Genomic DNA, 20,838 nt, shown 5'->3' on the forward strand with positions numbered 1-20,838 from the left:
TTAAGAGACGAGCACAAGGGGTTTCATTGTTTACAGGGCTAGTACAAGAACAGGGCACGGTAGCCGCGCTAGAGCCGCAGGCGGATGCGCTGCGGTTGAGTATCCGCGCACCGCAGACGGTGAGTGACGCGCACCTAGGGGATTCCATTGCCATCAATGGCGTGTGCCTTACCATCGCGGAATTGGATGGGGATATTTTCTGCGCCGATGTGATGCGAGAATCCTTGGATCGGACGGGACTCGGCCAGCTGGAAGAAGGCGCGCGGGTGAATGTCGAGCCGGCAGTACTGCCCACCACGCGCCTGGGTGGACACATTATGCAGGGCCATGTCGATGGCACGGCACGGTTGGTCTCGCGCGAGCATTCGGAGCACTGGGACGTGCTGCGCTTTAGCTTGCCCCGCGAGCTTACCCAGTACGTCGTGGAAAAGGGCTCTATTGCGGTCAACGGTACGTCTTTGACGGTCAGCGCCGTAGGTAAGGACTGGTTTGAGGTCTCCCTTATTCCCACCACCTTGCGGGAGACGACGCACGGAGAATCTCAGCCCGGCAATATCGTAAACCTCGAGGTGGATGTGCTGGCGAAGTATGTAGAAAAGATGCTTCACCCCGAATCCGGAAGTGCTCAAGCAAAGGACTAGACTGCTAGGTTATGTTCGCGACTGAAGAGAGCATCCATTTTGATGCCATCGATCACGCCATTGCGGAGATTGCCGCCGGCAAGCCGGTCATCGTCATGGATGATGAAGGACGGGAAAACGAAGGGGATCTAATCTTTGCCGCGGAGCTGGCAACCCCGGAACTGGTCGCGTTTATGGTGCGGTATTCCTCCGGATATGTCTGCGCCTCATTAATGCCGGAAGATTGCCAGCGGCTCGATTTGCCGCCGATGATGGCGCAGAATCAGGACGTGCGCCAGACCGCTTATACGGTCACCGTGGATGCGGCAACGGGCTCTACCGGAATTTCTGCGGCCTCCCGCGCAGAAACCATCCGCCGCTTGGCTGATGCTTCGACTCGGTCCAGCGACTTCACCCGGCCAGGCCACGTGGTCCCCCTGCGCGCGCGACCCGGCGGGGTATTAGAGCGCGATGGGCACACGGAAGCCGCCGTCGATTTGGCACGCCTTGCAGGCCTTCGTCCCGCCGGCGTGCTGTGTGAAGTCGTATCAGAAGAAGACCTGACGGATATGGCCCGCGGGCCGGAACTGCGCCGTTTTGCCGATAAGCATGGCCTCGCACTGATCTCTATCGCGCAGCTTATTGAGTGGCGCCGCCACCACGAGGTGCAAACCCAGCGCGCGGTAGAAACCCGCCTGCCCACAGAGTATGGCGAATTCACCGCGATTGGTTACCGGCATGACCTTGACGGCCAAGAACATATTGCCTTAATCGCCGGCGATCCCGCGCAGCTTCGCGGAGCCCGCGATATAGTGGTGCGCGTGCACTCTGAGTGCCTTACCGGCGATGTCTTTGGCTCGCGCCGGTGCGACTGTGGCCCTCAATTGCAAGAATCCCTGCGCAAGGTGCAGGAAGCCGGCAGCGGGGTAGTAATTTACCTGCGCGGCCACGAAGGCCGCGGAATCGGATTGGTGCACAAGCTCCAGGCGTACCGGCTCCAGGACGAGGGCTGGGATACGGTCGACGCCAATTTGGAACAAGGCCTGCCAGAAGATGCCCGGGAGTATTCCGTGGCGGGCCAGATCCTGAAGGACCTTGGGGTGGAATCGGCACAACTGTTGACCAATAACCCGCACAAGGGGGAAGGGCTCGCCGGATTCGGCATCGAAGTCAGCCAACATATCCCACTTACCATCGCTGCCAACGCCGATAATATTCGGTATCTGCGGACCAAACGCGACCGCATGGGCCACGATCTTCCGCAGGTGGCACAGTGGGATGCGCAGCACGAAGGAGAATTAGGTAAATGAGTAAAGAAGGATTACCCACTATCGCGCAGGTAGATGCGCGCGGCCTCCGCGTCGCGGTCGTGACCGCGACTTGGAACGAAGAGGTCTGCGATCAGCTGCACCAGCAGGCAGTGGAGACTGCCCGTGCAAATGGGGCAGAAGTCGCAGAATTCCGGGTCGTTGGTTCCCTAGAATTGGGCGTGGTTGTTCAGGCAGCCGCGCGAAAATTCGATGCCGTCGTTGCCTTGGGTTGCGTCATCCGCGGCGGCACTCCGCACTTCGATTATGTCTGCGATTCTGTTACCCAAGCCCTAACGCGCATCTCCTTGGATGAATCGACGCCGATTGGCAATGGTGTCTTGACCGTCAATGACCAGCAGCAGGCCATCGACCGCGCAGGTTTCCCTGACTCTGCGGAAAATAAGGGCGCAGAATCCATGATCGCGGCTTTAGACACCGCATTGCAATTGCGTAGACTAAACGCAGAATATTAATAAAAGGCCAATCGAAATCCTGACCATTGACCGGCAGGCAGGACTTCCAGAGGAGTAAAGCACATGAATGAGGCCGCAGCTTCGAATGAATCCCAGCCGCGCCGCACCCTTAGCGATGCGGAGGTATTGGCCTATACCAGCGCGGATCCCTTCGCACGGACAACGTCGAAGCCGTGGGAATATAGCGCCAAGTCCCCGTTCTTGCGCAAGATTGCCATCGGTTGGGTCATTCTTGTCATGGCCATCCATATTTTTATGGGTGTTACGCTCGATATTTCCTTTACCGGTGCGCACGTGACCACTATCGACAAATTCGCCTTTCCCGGTGTCGGCGTAGTCATTTCCATCTTGTCGTGGATTGCTCTCAACCGGCCGCGGCTGCAGGCCAATGAAGATGGGGTAGAGGTCCGCAACATCATCGGCACGCGTTTTTACTCGTGGCAGGTGGTCTACGGGCTGTCTTTCCCCGTCGGCCAGCGCATGGCCCGCCTTGAGCTGCCCGAATTTGAGGCCGTGCCCGTGTGGGCATTGCAATCCGGCGATAAAGATACCGTGATCACAAAAGTCCGTGACTTCCGCGATCTGGAAGCCAAATACATGCCGCAGGATTAAGCATTGGCAGATCCAACAACCTATCGCCCCGCCCCGGGAACCATTCCGACGGAGCCGGGTGTCTATAAGTTCCGCGATGAGAACCGGCGCGTCATTTACGTAGGCAAGGCCAAAAACCTGCGGGCGCGCCTGTCTAATTATTTCCAAGACATTACGCAGCTGCACCCGCGCACGCGGCAGATGGTGCTGACCGCCAGCTCCGTGGAATGGACGGTTGTCGCCAGCGAAGTTGAAGCGCTGCAGCTGGAATATACCTGGATCAAGCGGTTCGATCCGCACTTTAACGTCATGTACCGCGACGACAAGACGTATCCCATGCTTGCCGTCTCCGTGGGAGAGGTGGTCCCGCGCGCCTTTTTCTACCGCGGCCCCCGGCGCAAGGGAGTGCGGTACTTTGGCCCCTATTCCCATGCGTGGGCGGTGCGCGAAAGCCTCGATCTGCTCACCCGCGTCTTCCCCATGCGCACGTGCTCTAAAGGTGTATATAACCGGCATGAGCGGCTGGGGCGGCCGTGCCTTTTGGGGTACATCGGCAAGTGCGATGCACCTTGTATCGGACGGGTGAGCAAAGAAGAACACCGCGAGACTGTCAATGAGCTGGTCTCATTCATGAATGGCAATACGGCTGGTGTTAGGCGCAAGCTGGTCAAAGACATGGAGGCTGCCGCTGAAAACCTCGAATTTGAGCGTGCGGCTAGATTGCGCGATGATCTTGGGGCCATCGATAAGATCATGGAGCAGCAAGCGGTTGTCTTCGCCGACGGCACCGATGCCGATCTGATTGCGTTTAATTCCGATGAGTTGGAAGCCGCCGTCCAAATCTTTCACGTACGCGGCGGCAGGATCCGCGGCCAGCGCGGCTGGGTCGTTGAACGCGCCGGTGACCAGGCAACCTCTGAGCCCATAGAGGAGGGCCAACCCGATCCGGCCCTGCCCGCCTTGGTGCAAAACTTCCTCATCCAGTTTTACTCCGATGCCGTGGAGCGAGAAGAACAAGAAGCTCGTGAGGATGCGGCTTTAGCTGCTGATGTGCAGCGGCGCGGCGTGGACCAGGAATCGCACATGGAACAGCGCCATGTCCACGTCATACCGCGTGAGATTTTGGTTCAAGCCATGCCGGAAGAATCCGATCAAGTGGTCTCCCTCTTGGAAGAGCTGCGTGGCGCGCGCGTTGATCTGCGCGTACCCCAACGAGGCGATAAGCGTTCGCTCATGGATACCGTGGAAAAGAACGCCAAGGAGCAACTGCGCCAGCATAAGCTCAAGCGCGTCGGTGACCTTACCGCGCGGTCCGCGGCGCTGCAGGATATCCAGGATGCCTTGGGAATGGACCAGGCACCGCTGCGCATCGAGTGCACCGATATTTCGCATATCCAAGGCACCGATGTCGTCGCCTCCCTGGTGGTTTTTGAAGACGGCATCCCAAAGAAGTCCGATTACCGGCGCTACCGCATCAAGGAAGCAGCCGGCGACGGGCATTCCAATGACGTTGGCTCCATTGCGGAGATCACGCGTCGCCGGTTTAAGCGCCACAACCAAGATAAATTGGCGAACCCGGACGAGGAAAAGGAAGAATCGTCCTTCGCGGAAGAAAAGGTGGCAGAAGAATCCGCCGAGGCAGGCCGCCGCTTTGCCTATCCTCCACAGTTATTCATCGTGGACGGCGGCGCGCCCCAGGTGGCGGCGGCACAAGAGGTTTTTGATGAACTGGGCATCGTCGATGTCACCCTCGTAGGGCTAGCCAAGCGCTTGGAGGAAATCTGGGTGCCAGGGGATGATGAACCGGTGATTTTGCCGCGCAATTCCCAGGCGCTGTTCTTGCTGCAGCAAATTCGCGATGAGGCGCACCGCTTTGCCATTACCTATCACCGGCAACAACGCTCTAAGCGCATGCGCTCCTCGGCGCTCGATGCAATTCCGGGGCTTGGACCGCAACGCCGGACGGATTTGGTCAAGCATTTTGGCTCCGTCAAAAAGCTCAAGGCGGCCACGGTGGATGAGATCTGCGAGGTAAACGGGTTCGGGCCGAAACTGGCCCAGACTGTCTACGATAAGTTGCACGACGCACAGTAAATAAGCAGCTTTCCGGCAGAAGTCCAGAGCGCGAAAACGCTAGACTGGTGGGCATGACGCACTTCGACACTCCGCCCATCTTGATTACCGGCATGTCCGGCGGCGGGTTGAGCTCCGCCGCCAAGGTTTTTGAGGACAAGGGCTACTATGTGGCGCATAATATCCCGCCGCGCGCCATTGTGGATCTGTGGAAATTGTGCAACGAGGAAGAAACACCCGTTGAAAAGGTCGCCGCGGTAACGGACGTGCGGTCTCGCATGTTTCCGGGTTCCCTCATGGAAACCATCGATGAGCTAACGGCATTGGGCATGAAACCCACCGTTCTGTTTCTCGATGCACGCGATGACGTGCTCATCCGTCGCTTCGACTCCGTGCGGCGCACCCACCCTTTGCAGGGCGACGATACCTTAAAGGTGGGCATCCAACGCGAACGCCAAGTGGTGGCGGAAATTCGAGATCGCTCCGATATCATCATTGATTCCACGAACCTCTCGATTCATGACTTGCGCCGAGCTATCGAAGCTGCGTTTGGCGAATTTCAAAATACCAACCAGCACGTCACGGTGGAATCGTTTGGTTTTAAGAATGGTTCCCCGCGCGATGCGGATATCGTCGTCGACGTGCGCTTTTTGCCCAATCCTTACTGGATTCCGGAGCTGCGCGGCTGCCGCGGTACAGATGCGCCTGTGGCGGATTATGTCCTGTCGCAGCCTGCCGCACAGAAATTCGTGGATAATTTTGTCGCCATGTTTTCTACCATGCTGGAGGGATACCGGCACGAGGGAAAGAACTTCATCACCGTGGGCGTCGGCTGCACGGGCGGGCATCACCGCTCGGTTGCGGTAGCAGAGGACATCGCCAAGCGCCTGCGCGCCAATGACACCCTTGACGTCAGCATTTTGCACCGGGATATTGCCCGCAATTAGGGCTGAGGAGCATTAAAAACTGTATGAAACACCCTTCTCATATGGTCTGCCTTGGCGGCGGCCATGGTCTTTATCAAACACTTTTATCCGCTAGGCGCAGCAATGCGGCGGATATTTCTGCCATCGTGACGGTCGCCGATGATGGCGGATCCTCGGGGCGCCTGCGCCGAGAATTGGATATCATTCCGCCTGGTGACCTGCGCATGGCGTTGGCCGCGCTAGCCGATGACAATCGCGTAGGCGAGCTGTGGGGCAAGACCCTCCAGCATCGCTTCGGCGGCAATGGCGCCATGGCTGGCCACGCCGTGGGCAACCTCATGATCGCCGGTTTGACCGGGGTCTTGGGCGATTACCAGGCCGCCTTGGACGCGGTAGCAGAGCTAACGCACTCGCACGGGCGGGTCATCCCCGTGGTCCCGCATCCCTTAGAGATTGAGGCTGATGTCTCAGGGCTTGACGATGACCCCCGGGTCATGCGCCAGGTCCGCGGCCAGGTCGCAGTGGCATCGACGCCGGGGCATGTGCGGCGCGTGCGAATCCTGCCTGAAGCCCCGGAAGCCAATCCCGCCGCGCTGGAGGCTATTAGGCAAGCAGATCTTATTACCATCGGTCCAGGATCCTGGTTTAGTTCGGTATTACCGCATACCTTGGTGCCAGAAATCGTGCAGGCTATTTCTGAGTCCGATGCTTTGCGCGTCGTGATGCTCAACCTGTCAGCCGAACCGGGAGAAACCCAAGGCTTTTCCGCGGAGCGCCACGTGCATGTGCTGGCTCGTCACGCCCCGGATCTACGCATCGACCGCATCGTCCTAGATGCGGCAGCGCTGCCAAATGAGAGCGAACGGGTATATGTACAGCGCGCTGCGCAAGCCTTGGGCGCACGCGCGGTATTTGCAGATGTCAGTATCCAGGATGACAATGGACAGCGATTGATGAAACACGATCCAGACAAACTTTCTTCTGTCATCGTGGATCTTTATAACGAGTACCGGCGGGCCTAGCTAAGTTCAGGCCAGCCAGTCCTCAGGGCGCGGGACACGGTAAAATGAGAAAATTCCGTTTCCCACGCAGTAGTTGGTGTGCGTGGGACCGTGCATTGCACAAGCGTCATTCGTGACTGTGACAGAGAAATGGGGCGAACTAGGTGACCACACCGTTGACCGAACAGGTCAAAGAAGAACTAGCGGCGGTTGGCGTGACACGTCAGTCCGCGCGCGCTGCGGAGCTCGCATCGATCCTGCGCTTTGCCGGAGAAGTAGATGTCTCTGGTGAGAGCATGGCCTATGAGCTGGAGCTTGATAACCAGGCTATTGCGCAGCGCATCCTCGTGGCTTTAGACGAGCTCTACGGGATCGAAGCGGAAAGCCACGTTGTCGGCCCTGCGGGGACGGTGAAGAGATCGCGCGTCATCGTGCGCATCACTAAAGGGGCAAAGGAGCTTACCCGCCGCCTAGGCCTGATTACCCGCTCCGGTCACGCTGTGGTGGGGCTTCCGCCGCAGGTCATTTCCGGCACGGTGGCTGATAGCGAGGCGGCGTGGCGCGGTGCCTTCCTTGCGCACGGCAGCCTGACGGAACCCGGGCGTTCTTCAGCATTGGAAGTCAGCTGCCCCTGCCAGGAGGCCGCGTTGGCACTCGTGGGATGCGCACGGCGCCTGGGAATTTCCGCAAAGACTAAAGAGACCCGCGGCGAAGATCGCGTGGTCGTCCGCGACGGCGATGCCATTGGCGCGTTGCTTACCCGCATGGGCGCGCAAGTGACCCGCCTGTCTTGGGAAAAGAAGCGGGTAAAGCGCGAAGCGCACGATACATCGCGCCGGTTGGATAATTTTGATGATGCCAACCTGCGCCGCTCGGCACGGGCCGCCGTCACCGCCGCGGCGCGCGTAGATAGGGCGATGGAGATTTTGGGGGATGACGTTCCTGAGCACCTAGCCGATGCCGGCCGCTTGCGCGTGCAGCACCGCGAGGCCTCGTTGGAGGAGCTCGGCAGGCTGGCGGATCCGCCTATGACCAAAGATGCGGTGGCAGGGCGCATTCGGCGCTTATTATCCATGGCGGATAAGCGGGCCGAAGAACTGGACATCCCCGATACTAATGAGTCCATCTCAGATGATCTTTTTGGTGACTCTTAGTCGCGGGGCACGATTGGCTCTGGAACTTTGAACCACGAAAGGCGGGAAGGAAAGCATTGAGGTGCTTTCCCTCCCGCCTTTTGTTGCGTCGCGGCTGAGGCGCTTATAGCCAGTGGTGGCTTGCGTTTTATGGGACCAAGAAGCCCAGGACGTTGGTCATCAAGAAGACGATGACACAGACAACGGCCAAGAACGCGATGGAGTAGCCCACGACGTTTTTCAGGATGACAGATTCCTTGCCTTCCATGGATACGGCGGTTGCCGCGATGGCCAGTGATTGTGGCGAAATCATCTTACCCACAACACCACCGGCGGTATTGGCAGCCAGCATGAGGTCAGGGTTCACACCAATGCGGTCGGCGGCCGCAACCTGCAGGTTGCCAAAGAGCGCGTTCGCAGAGGTATCGGAGCCGGTCACCGCGGTACCAATCCAGCCCAGCACGGGTGCGAAGAGCGCGAAGATGGAGCCTGCGGAGGAGACGAATTCACCGATGGCGATGGTCTGACCCGAGTAGTTCATCGTGTAGGCCAAAGCGAGGACCAGAACGATGGTCAGCCCAGAGAATTTCATGCGGTTGGCAACTTCACCGAAGGCCTGCACGGGTTGGGAGAAGCTGAGCTTGTAGCGGCCGTTTTCGTTCCAGAAGTGGTAAACGATGGCCACAATGATGCCGGAGAGCAAGAGCAAGGTACCGGGGTTGCCAAAGACATTGAAGCTAAAGCTGGTGTCCATGGCCTCACCGTTAGTGCCGATGACGGTGCCATCAAGCAGCGGCCATGCGAACTTCAGCTTCCAGAAGCCGAAGATTGCTGGTGCTGCGGTAGCAACGGCAAATACTGCGGTAACGACGGCGTAGGGCAGCAGCGCCATCCAGATGCGGCGACCATTGAGGTCGGTCGTGGTTTCTGCAGCGGGCAGCTCCATGCGCTCGCGCAGCTCGGTAACACCGTGTGGCTTCCACACGCGGAGGAAGATGAAGGCAGCACCCAGGGACACGATGCAGGCAATAACGTTGGTGAGCTGGTAGGCGAAGAAGGTGGCGGTAAGCCACTGTGCGCCGGCAAAGGAGATACCGATGACCGCGGCGGCGGGTGCAGTTTCCTTCACACCGCGCATACCGTCCAAGATGAAGGCGATGAGGAACGGGACGATCGCGGCAATGACCAAGACCTGCAGGGCGATAAGGCCGGCGATATCTTGGGTTTGCTCGGCGGTACGTCCGCCAACCTCACCGGCGGTGGTGACCGGAATACCAACCGCGCCGAATGCCACCGGTGCGGTATTGGCAATAAGAACCACCGTCGCAGCGCGCAGCGGCTTGACGCCGAGCGCCATAATCATGGTGGCGGTAATAGCAACGGGGGCACCGAAGCCCGCAAGGGCTTCAAGGAGGCCACCGAAGCAGAAGGCGATGAGCATCGACTGGATGCGGATATCGCCATCGCCCAAGAGGTCGAAGGTCTTACGTAGATCTTCGAAGCGGCCTGAGGCGACCGTGATCTCGTAAAACCAAATCGCTGTAATAATGACCCAGACGATGGGCAGTAGGCCGAAGAGCCCACCGCGGACCGCGGAGGACAGTGCCATATCCACGGGCATCGCAAAGGCAACTATGGCTAGGATGATGGAGGTCGCAAGGGCGACGGCTCCCGAAGTATGTGCGCGGGCTTTAAAGCCCATCAACATAATGAAAAAGGCTACGAGGGGGAGAATCGCCACGAGCGCGGTGAGCCCAAGACTGTCTCCCACAACAGAGGTGTTTATCTCAAACATTGAGTATCCTCGATTCTAACGGGGGTACTATCGCAGGCGCATTCGGTCTGCGAGGGATGTAAATTTATTGCCCACGCGTTTCAGGCGAGAGATTAGCGCCCAGCGAATGCCCGAGTGCTACCTGGAACACAGTGAGTTAGCGCAAGCATATCGCGTCATAAACGCTGAGGTGTGATTTGGGTTAAGTTAATTTATACCACTGTGTCTTTGGAGGACTGGTGTGCGGTGAAGTAGGGGAACGCCCACATGTAGTGATATATCACACATTAACGGTGTAAAGTCCACAAGAACCAACTTAAACGGGCTTGAACAGCCTGAATATTCGGAAAAAACAAAAATACTCGGGAAAATTGTACGCCTAGATCGGAAAACTTTCAGATCCTGCGTTGTCAGGCTTGCAGCCCACTGCACGCGCTATAAAGGCTCTGTAGTATTGCGGTTGTTGGGCAAAGCCTCGGGCACCTTACTCACCCAGAGCAGTAAAGTACTCGAAGGACCCGCGGTAGGCCCATAGAAATAATTACTCGACTCTTTGAGGAGATTTACAGTGACTACCCGCGTAGGCATTAACGGCTTTGGCCGCATTGGTCGTAACTTCTTCCACGCAGTTAACCGGACCGACAACGACCTTGAGATCGTTGCCGTCAACGACCTGACCGATAACCAAACTCTCTCTAACCTGTTGAAGTATGACTCCGTACTGGGTCGCTTCGACGGCGAGATTACCTACGACGATGATTCCATCACCGTCAATGGCAACCGCATCCAGGTCTTCAACGAGAAGGACCCGAAGAACCTGAAGTGGGGCGAGCTGGACGTGGACCTCGTTATCGAGTCCACCGGCCTGTTCACCAACGGTAACGACGCAAAGGCTCACATTGAGGCCGGCGCCAAGAAGGTCATCATTTCCGCCCCTGGTAAGGAAGTTGACGCAACCTTCGTCTACGGTGTTAACTCCGACACCTACGACTCAGCTAACCACAACGTTATTTCCGCAGCTTCCTGCACCACCAACTGCCTGGCCCCTATGGCCAAGGTCTTGAATGACAAGTTCGGTGTGGAAAAGGGCCTGATGACCACCGTTCACGCTTATACCGGTGACCAGCGTCTGCAGGACGCTCCTCACAAGGACCTGCGTCGTGCCCGCGCCGCAGCCGTCAACTTGGTGCCTACCTCCACCGGTGCAGCAAAGGCCGTGTCCCTGGTCCTGCCTGAGCTGGAAGGCAAGCTGGACGGTTACGCAATGCGCGTTCCGGTCATCACCGGTTCCGCAACTGACCTGACCTTCACCGCTTCTCGCGACGTCACCGTTGAGGAAATCAACGCGGCACTGAAGGAGGCAGCTGAAGGCGAGCTGAAGGACACCCTCGCATACACCGAGGATCCCCTAGTTTCCACTGACATCGTAACCTCCCCGCACGGCTGCATCTTCGATGCCGGCATGACCAAGGTCTCCAACGGCAACTTGGTCAAGGTTCTGGGTTGGTACGACAACGAGTGGGGCTACACCTCCCAGCTCGTCCGCATGACCAACTTGGTTGCAGAAAAGCTCTAAAGTTCTAATACAGAGCACCTCTTAATGCGATACCGGCCACAACGAACGCCCTGACGGCACGACGTTGTGGCCGGTATCATTTTATGTAGCAACCTTAACTGCAGAATCCACTTTAAAAGGAGTAACACATGGCTTTTAAGACCCTAGATAACCTGTTAGAAGAAGGCGTAGAGGACCGCCACATTCTGGTTCGTTCTGACTTCAACGTGCCGCTGGATGATGCCGGAAATATCACCGACCCCGGCCGCATCACCGCATCTCTTCCCACGATTAAGGCTCTTGTCGATGGCGGCGCGAAGGTCATCCTTTCCGCCCACCTCGGCCGCCCCAAGGGTGAGGTAAATTCCAAGTACTCCCTGGCTCCTGTCGCAGAAGCATTGTCCGAGGCCCTAGATCAGTACGTTGCCTTGGCCAACGACGTCACCGGGGAAGACGCTCACGAGCGCGCAAACGGGCTAAACAGCGGCGATGTCATGCTGGTAGAAAATGTCCGCTTCGATCCTCGCGAGACCTCTAAGGATGGGGCAGAGCGCGGCGAATTCGCCGACGAGCTCGTCGCCCTGGCTGCTGATAATGGCGCATTCGTCTCTGATGGCTTCGGCGTTGTGCACCGCGCGCAGACCTCGGTATATGACGTCGCCAAGCGCCTGCCCGCCTACGCCGGCAAGCTGGTGGAAAAGGAATTGGACGTATTGTCCACCGTGGCAAAGGATCCGGCGCACCCATACGTCGTTGTACTGGGTGGCGCAAAGGTCTCTGACAAGCTTGGCGTTATCGAAGCACTTGCTGGAAAGGCCGATAAGATCATCATCGGCGGCGGCATGTGCTACACCCTGCTGGCAGCCAAGGGCTACAACGTTCAGGAGTCCTTGCTGCAAGAGGACCAGATCGAAAACTGCAAGAGCCTGCTGGAGCGCTTTGGCGACAAGATCGTCCTTCCCGTTGACCTCACCGCCGCCAGCGAGTTCGCCGCCGATGCTGAGACCAAGGTCGTTGAGCTCGATGGCATTCCTGAGGGCTGGATGTCCCTGGACATCGGACCGAAGTCCATCGAGAAATTTGCCGACGTACTGGCAGACTCCAAGACCGTATTCTGGAACGGCCCCATGGGCGTATTCGAAATGGAGGCCTTCTCCAAGGGCACCGCTGGAGTAGCGCAGGCGATTATCGATGCCACCTCCTCTAACGGTTCCTTCTCCGTCGTCGGCGGCGGCGACTCCGCAGCCTCCGTGCGCACCCTGGGCCTCGATGAGGATGGCTTCAGCCACATCTCCACCGGCGGCGGCGCGTCCCTCGAGTACCTCGAGGGCAAGGAGCTGCCGGGCGTTTCCGTGCTCGAAGCATAAACCGCCTAAACAGCTAAATACAGGCGTATAAAGAAAGGACTAATTATGGCACGTACACCACTTATTGCTGGCAACTGGAAGATGAACCTCGATCACATTGAGGCCATCGGCTCCGTTCAAAAGTTCGCATTCTCCCTGCCGGAGGATTACTACGATAAGGTAGATGTAGCCTACATGGTTCCATTTACCGATATCCGCACGATTCAGACGCTCGTTGAGGGCGATAAGCTGAAGATCACCTACGGTGCGCAGGACATCTCCAAGCACGAGTCTGGTGCCTACACCGGCGAGGTATCCGGCCAGATGCTGAACAAACTGGGATGCAGCTGGGCAGTCGTTGGCCACTCCGAGCGTCGCGAATACCACGGCGAAACCGACCAGCTGGTCGCTGAAAAGGCCGCAGCGGCCTTGGAAAATGGCATCAGCCCCATCGTCTGCGTGGGCGAGCCGCTCGACGTGCGCGAGGCCGGCACCCACGTTGACTACGTGGTGAACCAAACCCGCGATTCCCTGCATGGACTTAGCGCCGAGCAGCTATCCAAGACGGTTATCGCCTACGAACCCGTGTGGGCCATCGGCACCGGCAAGGTTGCCTCCGCGGATGACGCGCAGGAAGTGTGCGCCGCCATCCGTGGCTTGGTCAAGGAACTCGCGGGCGACGAGGTTGCCGAAGGTATTCGCATCCTGTACGGCGGTTCCGTAAAGGTTGACTCCGTTGCGGATATCGTCAGCAAGCCGGACGTAGACGGCGGCCTCATCGGTGGTGCTTCCTTGGTAGGAGAGGACTTCGCCAAGCTAGCCGCCAATGCAGCTAATGCCGTTAGTTAACATGCGTTAACAACCATCACAAGGTGACTGGTATGCCGCGGGTTGGGGTGAGCCCCGCCCGCGGCATGGTGTACAGTAGGCCCTTGTGATTGCTTTGCGTAGGCAAAGCAGGTAAGTACTTCGCGCCGGTGGCAAGCGTGACTTTCGGTAGTACATCGAAGGTGCCACTGGGCGCACGTTGAGAAAAGGAAGAACCTCATGGTCTTAGCACTGGAAATCATTTTGCTAATTTCAGCTATTTTGATGTCCATCTTTGTGCTTTTACACAAGGGCAAAGGCGGCGGCCTGTCTAGCCTTTTCGGCGGCGGTGTGCAATCGAACCTGTCCGGTTCGACCGTGGTGGAAAAGAATTTGGACCGCTATACCATCGTCATGGTGATTATCTGGTTGGCCTGCATCGTTGGCCTTAACCTCATCCAGGCCTTCGCGGCCTAGGACCCGGCCAAACAACAGCGCCGGTACTTCATCCCGTGTCCTTTCGCAGAGAAAGGGTGGGGCTGAGGTACCGGCGCTTTGTGCGTTAAGCAGGAAGGGCGGCGATGTTTTTAAAGTTCCTGCGCGGCATCGTCAGCAAGGAAGAGGATCGTCTCCTTCGTCCCTTGCGCACCGGCCGCTGGGCACTCCTCAGCGTCGACGCCGTCAACGATGCTCTTCGCAGCAGCGGCCTTTTCCTCCCCGGCAACCAAGAGCCAGACGCGCTCGGACCTATTGACCGCCGGCAACGTGAGGGTAATGCGCTCGCTGGGTGGCTTGGGAGAATCGTGTACCGGTACCGCGAGTTCTTCCTGCTCACGGATGGCAGGAGAGTGGGGGAACAGGGAGTTAATGTGGCCTTCTGCGCCCATGCCCAAAAGGTGTAGATCGAAGCCTAAAGGTGCGAAGTCTTTCAGCTCCGGCTCGTAAGCATTGGCGGCAGCCTCCATGGAGACCGCACCGAGGTCGAATCCGTGGATATTCTGATCTGGAATATCGACGTGATCGAGCAGCGCGGAACGCGCTTGACCTTCGTTGGAATCTGGGTCGCTGACCGGAACATTGCGCTCATCGCCAAAGAAGATGTGCACGCGGGACCAATCGATACGCAGGGCAGGGTAGTTTTCACCTTGCTGTTGGGCGGAAAAGTCAAGGCGCGCAAGCTCGTGCAGCAGTCCGATTCCTGCGCCCCCACCCGTTAGTACGATTCTTGCTACGCCGTCACCATGGATGCCACCGTTGCCAGCCTGAATTCCGGCGATGGTCTCAATAAATTTGAGTGCGGCTTGGGAAATAAGGTCATCTACATCACTGACGCGGTGAAGCGTTACCATTCGGTATCAGAATCCTTTGCAAAGAATCGGTATAAACAAGTGCGCTGTTAAAGCTTACTGTAGTCTACTTCTCCCAGAGCACGTAGTGCCTGGGCATAAGTTTTATCGGCATCGAGGTGTCGTAATTCCTCAGAGAGGATTTCGGTTTGCGTGCGCGGGCTCAAACTGACTAGCGAGTCTGGGGTACCCGGTACGCGCACTCGCACAGTGCGCTCATCGACGACATCCACATCTACGTGGGTCGATTCCCGGTTAAAGCGCAGGTGGGTAACCGGGAAATAGTCATTATTTGCTTCCTCGGCCGTGCGCTGTACTGGGACGCTGAGGCGGTCAAGCAACCAACCCGCCGCGAAGTTAGGCGCCGGATGCCCGGCAGGGCCGGCGACCTCTACCGATAGCACCTTTTCATGGGGATGGTGATCGAGCGCCGATGCGACGACCCCGCGCCACAGCGTGATGGAGGCCCAGGACATATCGGAATCGCCGGGGGAGTAGCCATCAGAAAGCGCGCGCAGATCCTGCTCGCCCACGGTACCTTTATGGGCCACATTGGTGATGCGGCGCTGGGCCAATTTGCCCACGGGGCTTTTTGACGGCACCTGGGGGCACACGTTGGGCCACCATGCGACCAGTGGGGTATCCGGCAGCAAGAGCGGGGTGAGCACGGACTCGGCTTGATCCGCGAGTGCCCCGTGCAATTGCATGACGACGGTCTCGGAGGCACCGGCTTCGCCACCGACGCGGAGCTGGGCATCGAGCTGGGTATCAGAATTCGGGTCACCGGGGACCACGACGAGCACGCGGGAGGGGTGCTCATGAGAGGCATCGCGCACAGAGGCAAGAATTTGTTCCAGATCGTCGCCTTCTTGTGCCTCCACGATTAAGGTGAGCACGCGGCCCGTGGTGCGGGTGTAGTGCTCCTGGGCATCGACAAGCTTCTTGGCAATTTCACCAGTGGTGGTATTAGGCAATGGAATAATCATTGACTACATCCCTTCTACGGGCGGCGCCAGGAGTGACCCCGGCGGCGCAGCATCTTATCGGCTGAGGTGGGCCCCCATGTGCCCGCCTTATAATCTTCGGGCTCACCATGCTTGGACCAGTAATCGATGATCGGATCCAAAATCGACCACGATAGTTCGACTTCTTCATTGGTGGGGAACAGGGATGATTCATCGAGGAGGGCATCCAAGATGAGGCGCTCATAGGCCTCGGGGGATTCCTCGGTGAATGCCTCGGCATAGGCAAAGTCCATGTTCACATCGCGCACCTCCATGGTGGAGCCTGGCACCTTTGAGCCAAAGCGCATGGTGACGCCCTCATCTGGTTGAACGCGGATAACCACCGCATTTTGGCCAAGGGCATCGGTTTCGCCATCGACAAAGGGCTGGTTCGGCGCGGCCTTGAAGACCAAGGCAATCTCGGTAACGCGGCGCCCCAGCCGCTTTCCCGTGCGCAGGTAGAACGGCACGCCACCCCAGCGCCGCGAATTGACCTCCAGCGTACATGCCGCGTACGTCTCGGTAGTGGAGGCGGGATCGAAGCCTTCCTCCTCGCGTAAGCCCTTCACGTATTCCGAGCCCTGCCAGCCGGCGGTGTATTGGCCACGAGCGGTGGTTTTATTCAGCGGATGCACTGGCTGCGTGGCGCGCAGCACCTTGACCTTTTCGGCGCGCAGCGCCTCCGGCTCGAAGGAAGAGGGTTCCTCCATTGCGACGAGGGCGAGCAGCTGCAGGAGGTGGTTTTGAATAACGTCGCGTGCAGCGCCGATTCCGTCATAATAGCCAGCGCGGCCGCCGAGGCCGATATCTTCGGCCATGGTAATTTGCACGTGATCGATATAGTGCGCGTTCCACATCGGCTCAAAGATCTGGTTGGCAAACCGCAGCGCCATAATATTTTGCACGGTCTCTTTGCCCAGGTAGTGATCGATGCGGAAGACGGCCGATTCGGGGAAGACCGCGTTGACAATTTCATTGAGTTCGCGCGCGGATTCCTGGTCATGTCCAAAGGGCTTTTCGATGATCACGCGGCGCCACGAATCCTCCATGGAATTGGCCATGCCCACGCGTTCCAATTGGTGGCAGATATCGGAGAAGAACTCTGGCGGCACCGAAAGGTAGTATGCCCAGTTGCTTCCCGTGCCCCGGGCCTTATCCAGCTCGGCCAACCGTGCAGAAAGCCTGTCGAAGCCCTCATCATCAAAGGATCCTTGCACGAACTCGATTCCTTGGGATAAGTGCTCCCAGACGTCGTGGTTAAAGTCAGTGCGGGCACCGGCTTCTACCGCGCTGCGGAAATAATCGCAGAAGTCCGCGTTATCCCAGTCCTTGCGGCCATAGCCGACGAGCGTGAAGCCCGCGGGCAAGAGACCGCGGCTGGCAAGGTCATAGATGGCCGGCAAGAGCTTTTTGAAAGCTAAATCGCCGGTTACACCAAAGATGACCATGCCCGCGGGGCCCGCGATGCGTGGCAATCGTTTATCGGCGGCATTACGCAAGGGATTGACCCAAGCGGCTGAGTCCGTCACGGATTATCCTTCCTGGAGGGAAAAGCTAAGTAGTCTTTCAACTAGTGGCGGCATAATGCCCCGCCGGCTTTCCGGCGGGGCTAAGACCACGGTCGTAGTTTACGCGAGTCGCTGTTTGAGGGAATCAAGGAGGTCATTCCACGCGGCGACGAACTTGTCGACGCCTTCGCGCTCAAGGACCACGAAGACATCTTCTAGGTCAATGCCCACCGATTCGAGCTGGGAGAAGACCTTCTCGGCTTCTTCGCCGGCCGTGGACAGGGTGTCGCCGTGGAGGCCACCTTCCTGCAGGACCGCATCAATGGTCTTTTCCGGCATGGTATTGACCGTGTGCGGCCCAGCCAGCTCGGTCACGTACAGCGTTGCTGGGTAATCAGGGTTTTTCACGCCGGTGGAAGCCCACAGTGGTCGCTGTACGGGAGCGCCTTCTGGGAGGCCGTTGTCACCGAGCAATTCTTCTTGGAAGAGGGCGTAGGCACGCTGCGCATTAGCGACACCGGCCTTGCCGCGCAGGGACAGGGCTTCTTCGGAACCGATAGCTTCTAAGCGCTTATCAACTTCCGTATCCAGGCGGGAGACGAAGAAGGATGCGACCGAATGAATCTTGGTGACGTCCTTGCCACCCTCGGCCGCGCGCTTGAGCCCAGCCTGGAATGCGGAGATGACCTCGCGGTAGCGAGACACCGAAAAGATCAAGGTGACATTGACGCTGATTCCATCTGCGAGGGCATCCTCGATTGCGGGAAGGGAGCCCTTGGTAGCAGGAATCTTAATCATCGCGTTTGGGCGATCCACCTGATCCCACAGTTCGCGGGCCTGCTTGAGAGTTGCCGCTGCATCGTCAGAGATGCGCGGATCCACCTCGATGGATACGCGGCCATCCTGGCCGTCGGTCTCGGCGTAAATATCGGCGAAAAGGTCACAGGCGTTTTGCACGTCCGTAATGGCCAGGGAGTAGACGGCCTCATCGGCCGAAGCACCCTTCTCCTTCAATGCAGCCAAGTCCGCGTCATAGGCTGTGCCACTAGTCATAGCGGTGGCGAAGATGGCCGGGTTGGTCGTCACACCCACGATGGACTTGGAGGAAATAATCTCTTTTAAGTTTCCAGACTCCAAACGCTGGCGCGAGAGATCATCGAGCCATGTGGAGGTACCTAATTGGGCAAGTTCAGAAATGTTGTTCATAGTCATTCCTTTAAGCGTCGGTGAGGTGGGCTTAGCGCTGCGTTTCGGCGATGCTCTCGCGTGCGGCATCGGCAACCGCAGCAGAGGTAAAGCCAAACTTTTTGAAGAGCTCATCGCCGGGAGCAGAAGCGCCGTAGTGCTCTAGGGAGACGTTGCGGCCGAAAGTACCGGTGTACTTGTGCCAGGACATGGCGAGGCCAGCCTCAACGGAAACGCGAGCCTTCACGCTGCTGGGCAGGACCGATTCGCGGTACTCTGCATCCTGCTCGTCGAACCACTCCAGGCACGGAGCAGATACCACGCGAGCGGACGTGCCTTCGCTTTCGAGCTGGTTGGCTGCCTCCACCGCGAGCTGTACCTCCGAGCCAGTGGCCAGCAAGATGACATCTGGCTCATCCTTGGAGCCTTCGACCAAGGTGTAGGCACCGCGGCGAACGCCATCGCGTGCATTTTCCTTGGTGCCTTCCAAGATGGGAAGATTCTGGCGGCTAAGCGCAAGGCCCTTCGGTGCAGCCTTGTATTCCATCGCTGCGGCCCAGGCCTGCGCGGTTTCATTGGCATCGGCAGGGCGGATTACAGACAGGTTCGGAATGGCGCGCAACGCTGACAGGGTTTCTACTGGCTGGTGGGTTGGGCCGTCCTCGCCCAAGCCAATAGAATCGTGCGTCCACACATAGTAGGTATCGGTAGACATCAGCGAGCCGAGGCGCACGGCAGGGTACTGATACTCGGAGAAGATCAGGAAGGTACCGCCATATACGCGGGTATTTCCGTGGAGAGCGATGCCGTTCATGATGGCGGACATCGCGTGCTCGCGGATGCCAAAGTGCAGGTTGCGGCCATATGGCTGTGCGGACCACTTATTGGTGGTGATGTTTTCAGGACCGAAGGAATCCGCGCCCTTAATCACGGTGTTATTGGAACCCGCCAAGTCGGCCGAGCCGCCCCACATTTCTGGCAAGGCAGCGGCCAGCGCTTGGATGGTCGCTTCGGAGGCTTTACGGGTGGCAATCGCATCACCTGGCTCCCATACAGGCAGCTCGGCGTCGAAGTTTTCTGGCAATTCGCGGGCCGTCACACGGTCAAAGAGCGCCTTATTCTCGGCGTTTTCCGCTGCCCAAGCGTCGAACTTTTCTTGCCACTGCGCGTGCTTTTCGGCACCGCGTTCACCCAGCTTGCGGGTGTGAGCCAAGACCTCTTCATCGATGTGGAAGGTTTTTTCTGGATCGAAGCCGAGCACTTCCTTGGTGGCGGCAACTTCGTCATCGCCAAGCGCGGCGCCGTGGACGCCACCGGTGTTCATCTTGGTGGGGGCCGGGTAACCGATCACCGTCTTGACGCGGATGAAGGAGGGGCGCTCCGTTTCCTGCTGGGCATTGCGCACTGCCTCTTCAATGGCGACGACGTCCTCGCCGGATTCAACCGTCTGGACGTGCCAGCCGTATGCCTCATATCGCCCGGCGACGTCCTCGTTGAAGGCGATATTGGTGTCATCCTCGATGGAAATGCGGTTATCGTCCCAGAAAACGATAAGGTTGCCTAGCTTCTGGGTGCCCGCCAAGGACGATGCCTCTGCGGTAACGCCTTCCTGCAGGTCACCATCGGAGGCGATGGTGTAGACGTAGTGGTCAAATGGGGATTGACCAGCTGGTGCCTCAGGGTCGAAGAGGCCGCGCTCTTTGCGGGCGGCCATGGCCATGCCCACCGATGATGCCAGGCCCTGGCCGAGGGGGCCGGTGGTGATCTCCACGCCATCGGTGTGGTGCACCTCAGGGTGGCCAGGGGTAAGGGAGCCCCAGGTGCGCAGCTGTTGGAGATCTTTCATCTCCAAGCCGAAACCGCCCAAGAAGAGCTGAATGTAGAGGGTGAGGGAGGAGTGGCCGACAGACAGCACGAAGCGGTCGCGGCCCGCCCAATTCACGTCATTGGGGTCGTGATTGAGAACGCGTTGGTAAAGCGTGTAGGCGAGGGGAGCCAAGGACATCGCCGTGCCTGGGTGCCCGGAGCCGCAATTCTGGACGGCATCGGCAGCAAGGACGCGCACGGTGTCGACCGCGCGAGTATCGGTCTCTGTCCAGTCGTCCGGATAACGGCGCTCGACCATAGCTTGCAGGTCTGGGGACAAATTATCTTTCGACACGGTATAAGGCCTCGCTTAACTCTAG

General features: G+C 58.4%; 18 protein-coding genes. 12 read left to right on the forward strand and 6 right to left on the reverse strand.

Annotation, left to right across the window (positions count from 1 at the left end; translation table 11 throughout):
* The first annotated feature begins 26 nt into the window (after positions 1 to 26).
* From ABRP88_RS01920 to whiA, 8 genes are all read left to right on the forward strand, one after another.
* Positions 27 to 641 carry a riboflavin synthase gene (locus tag ABRP88_RS01920; protein WP_284864751.1) on the forward strand — a complete coding sequence of 205 codons (615 nt, stop codon included), beginning with the start codon at positions 27 to 29 and terminating at the stop codon, positions 639 to 641.
* A gap of 11 nt (positions 642 to 652) precedes the next feature.
* Entirely contained in the window at positions 653 to 1,930 is a 1,278-nt protein-coding gene (locus ABRP88_RS01925; protein ID WP_284864750.1) for a bifunctional 3,4-dihydroxy-2-butanone-4-phosphate synthase/GTP cyclohydrolase II, read from the forward strand.
* A complete protein-coding gene (ribH, locus tag ABRP88_RS01930; protein WP_284781989.1) occupies positions 1,927 to 2,403 on the forward strand; it encodes a 6,7-dimethyl-8-ribityllumazine synthase in 477 nt (158 codons plus the stop codon). The genes ABRP88_RS01925 and ribH overlap by 4 nt, the downstream gene beginning before the upstream one ends.
* Before the next feature lie 63 nt (positions 2,404 to 2,466).
* Entirely contained in the window at positions 2,467 to 3,015 is a 549-nt protein-coding gene (locus tag ABRP88_RS01935) for a PH domain-containing protein (protein WP_349835941.1), read from the forward strand.
* 3 nt (positions 3,016 to 3,018) lie between these two features.
* Positions 3,019 to 5,088: an excinuclease ABC subunit UvrC gene (gene uvrC, locus ABRP88_RS01940; protein WP_349835942.1), complete on the forward strand. Its 2,070-nt coding sequence runs from the start codon at positions 3,019 to 3,021 to the stop codon at positions 5,086 to 5,088.
* 44 nt (positions 5,089 to 5,132) lie between these two features.
* Positions 5,133 to 6,014 carry an RNase adapter RapZ gene (gene rapZ, locus ABRP88_RS01945; protein ID WP_284854031.1) on the forward strand — a complete coding sequence of 294 codons (882 nt, stop codon included), beginning with the start codon at positions 5,133 to 5,135 and terminating at the stop codon, positions 6,012 to 6,014.
* A gap of 23 nt (positions 6,015 to 6,037) precedes the next feature.
* On the forward strand, positions 6,038 to 7,015 hold the full coding sequence (locus ABRP88_RS01950; protein ID WP_284864748.1) for a gluconeogenesis factor YvcK family protein: 978 nt from the start codon (positions 6,038 to 6,040) through the stop codon (positions 7,013 to 7,015).
* A gap of 143 nt (positions 7,016 to 7,158) precedes the next feature.
* Positions 7,159 to 8,148 carry a DNA-binding protein WhiA gene (gene whiA, locus ABRP88_RS01955; protein ID WP_284781981.1) on the forward strand — a complete coding sequence of 330 codons (990 nt, stop codon included), beginning with the start codon at positions 7,159 to 7,161 and terminating at the stop codon, positions 8,146 to 8,148.
* Positions 8,149 to 8,275: 127 nt separating this feature from the next.
* Here whiA and ABRP88_RS01960 read toward each other — a convergent pair whose 3' ends face one another.
* The gene (locus ABRP88_RS01960) at positions 8,276 to 9,922 is read right to left on the reverse strand and encodes an L-lactate permease (RefSeq protein WP_284864747.1); all 1,647 of its coding nucleotides are present in this window, start codon (positions 9,920 to 9,922) and stop codon (positions 8,276 to 8,278) included.
* Positions 9,923 to 10,469: 547 nt separating this feature from the next.
* Here ABRP88_RS01960 and gap point away from each other — a divergent pair.
* From gap to secG, 4 genes are all read left to right on the forward strand, one after another.
* The gene (gene gap / locus ABRP88_RS01965) at positions 10,470 to 11,477 is read left to right on the forward strand and encodes a type I glyceraldehyde-3-phosphate dehydrogenase (RefSeq protein WP_284784126.1); all 1,008 of its coding nucleotides are present in this window, start codon (positions 10,470 to 10,472) and stop codon (positions 11,475 to 11,477) included.
* Positions 11,478 to 11,605: 128 nt separating this feature from the next.
* Positions 11,606 to 12,823 (forward strand): phosphoglycerate kinase, encoded by a 1,218-nt coding sequence (locus tag ABRP88_RS01970; protein ID WP_284784124.1) that lies wholly within the window; start codon positions 11,606 to 11,608, stop codon positions 12,821 to 12,823.
* Between the two features lie 45 nt (positions 12,824 to 12,868).
* Positions 12,869 to 13,651, forward strand: coding sequence for a triose-phosphate isomerase (tpiA, locus tag ABRP88_RS01975; protein WP_284864746.1), 783 nt, complete (start codon positions 12,869 to 12,871; stop codon positions 13,649 to 13,651).
* 198 nt (positions 13,652 to 13,849) lie between these two features.
* Entirely contained in the window at positions 13,850 to 14,086 is a 237-nt protein-coding gene (gene secG, locus ABRP88_RS01980) for a preprotein translocase subunit SecG (RefSeq protein ID WP_284769768.1), read from the forward strand.
* A 110-nt stretch (positions 14,087 to 14,196) separates the two neighbouring features.
* On the opposite strand, the gene pgl is transcribed toward secG, so the two are convergent.
* From pgl to tkt, 5 genes are all read right to left on the reverse strand, one after another.
* Complete coding sequence (gene pgl / locus ABRP88_RS01985; protein ID WP_284784119.1) at positions 14,197 to 14,958, reverse strand: 6-phosphogluconolactonase; 762 nt, start codon at positions 14,956 to 14,958, stop codon at positions 14,197 to 14,199.
* A gap of 47 nt (positions 14,959 to 15,005) precedes the next feature.
* Positions 15,006 to 15,941, reverse strand: a complete 936-nt coding sequence (locus ABRP88_RS01990) for a glucose-6-phosphate dehydrogenase assembly protein OpcA (protein ID WP_284784115.1) — start codon at positions 15,939 to 15,941, stop codon at positions 15,006 to 15,008.
* A 14-nt stretch (positions 15,942 to 15,955) separates the two neighbouring features.
* Positions 15,956 to 17,488: a glucose-6-phosphate dehydrogenase gene (gene zwf, locus ABRP88_RS01995; RefSeq protein ID WP_349835946.1), complete on the reverse strand. Its 1,533-nt coding sequence runs from the start codon at positions 17,486 to 17,488 to the stop codon at positions 15,956 to 15,958.
* Between the two features lie 99 nt (positions 17,489 to 17,587).
* Positions 17,588 to 18,673 (reverse strand): transaldolase, encoded by a 1,086-nt coding sequence (tal, locus tag ABRP88_RS02000; RefSeq protein ID WP_349835947.1) that lies wholly within the window; start codon positions 18,671 to 18,673, stop codon positions 17,588 to 17,590.
* A gap of 31 nt (positions 18,674 to 18,704) precedes the next feature.
* Complete coding sequence (tkt, locus tag ABRP88_RS02005) at positions 18,705 to 20,777, reverse strand: transketolase (RefSeq protein WP_349836040.1); 2,073 nt, start codon at positions 20,775 to 20,777, stop codon at positions 18,705 to 18,707.
* Positions 20,778 to 20,838: the final 61 nt, after the last annotated feature.

The organism is Corynebacterium sp. KPL2734 (assembly GCF_040225595.1).
GTDB classification, from domain to species: Bacteria; Actinomycetota; Actinomycetes; order Mycobacteriales; family Mycobacteriaceae; genus Corynebacterium; species Corynebacterium rhinophilum.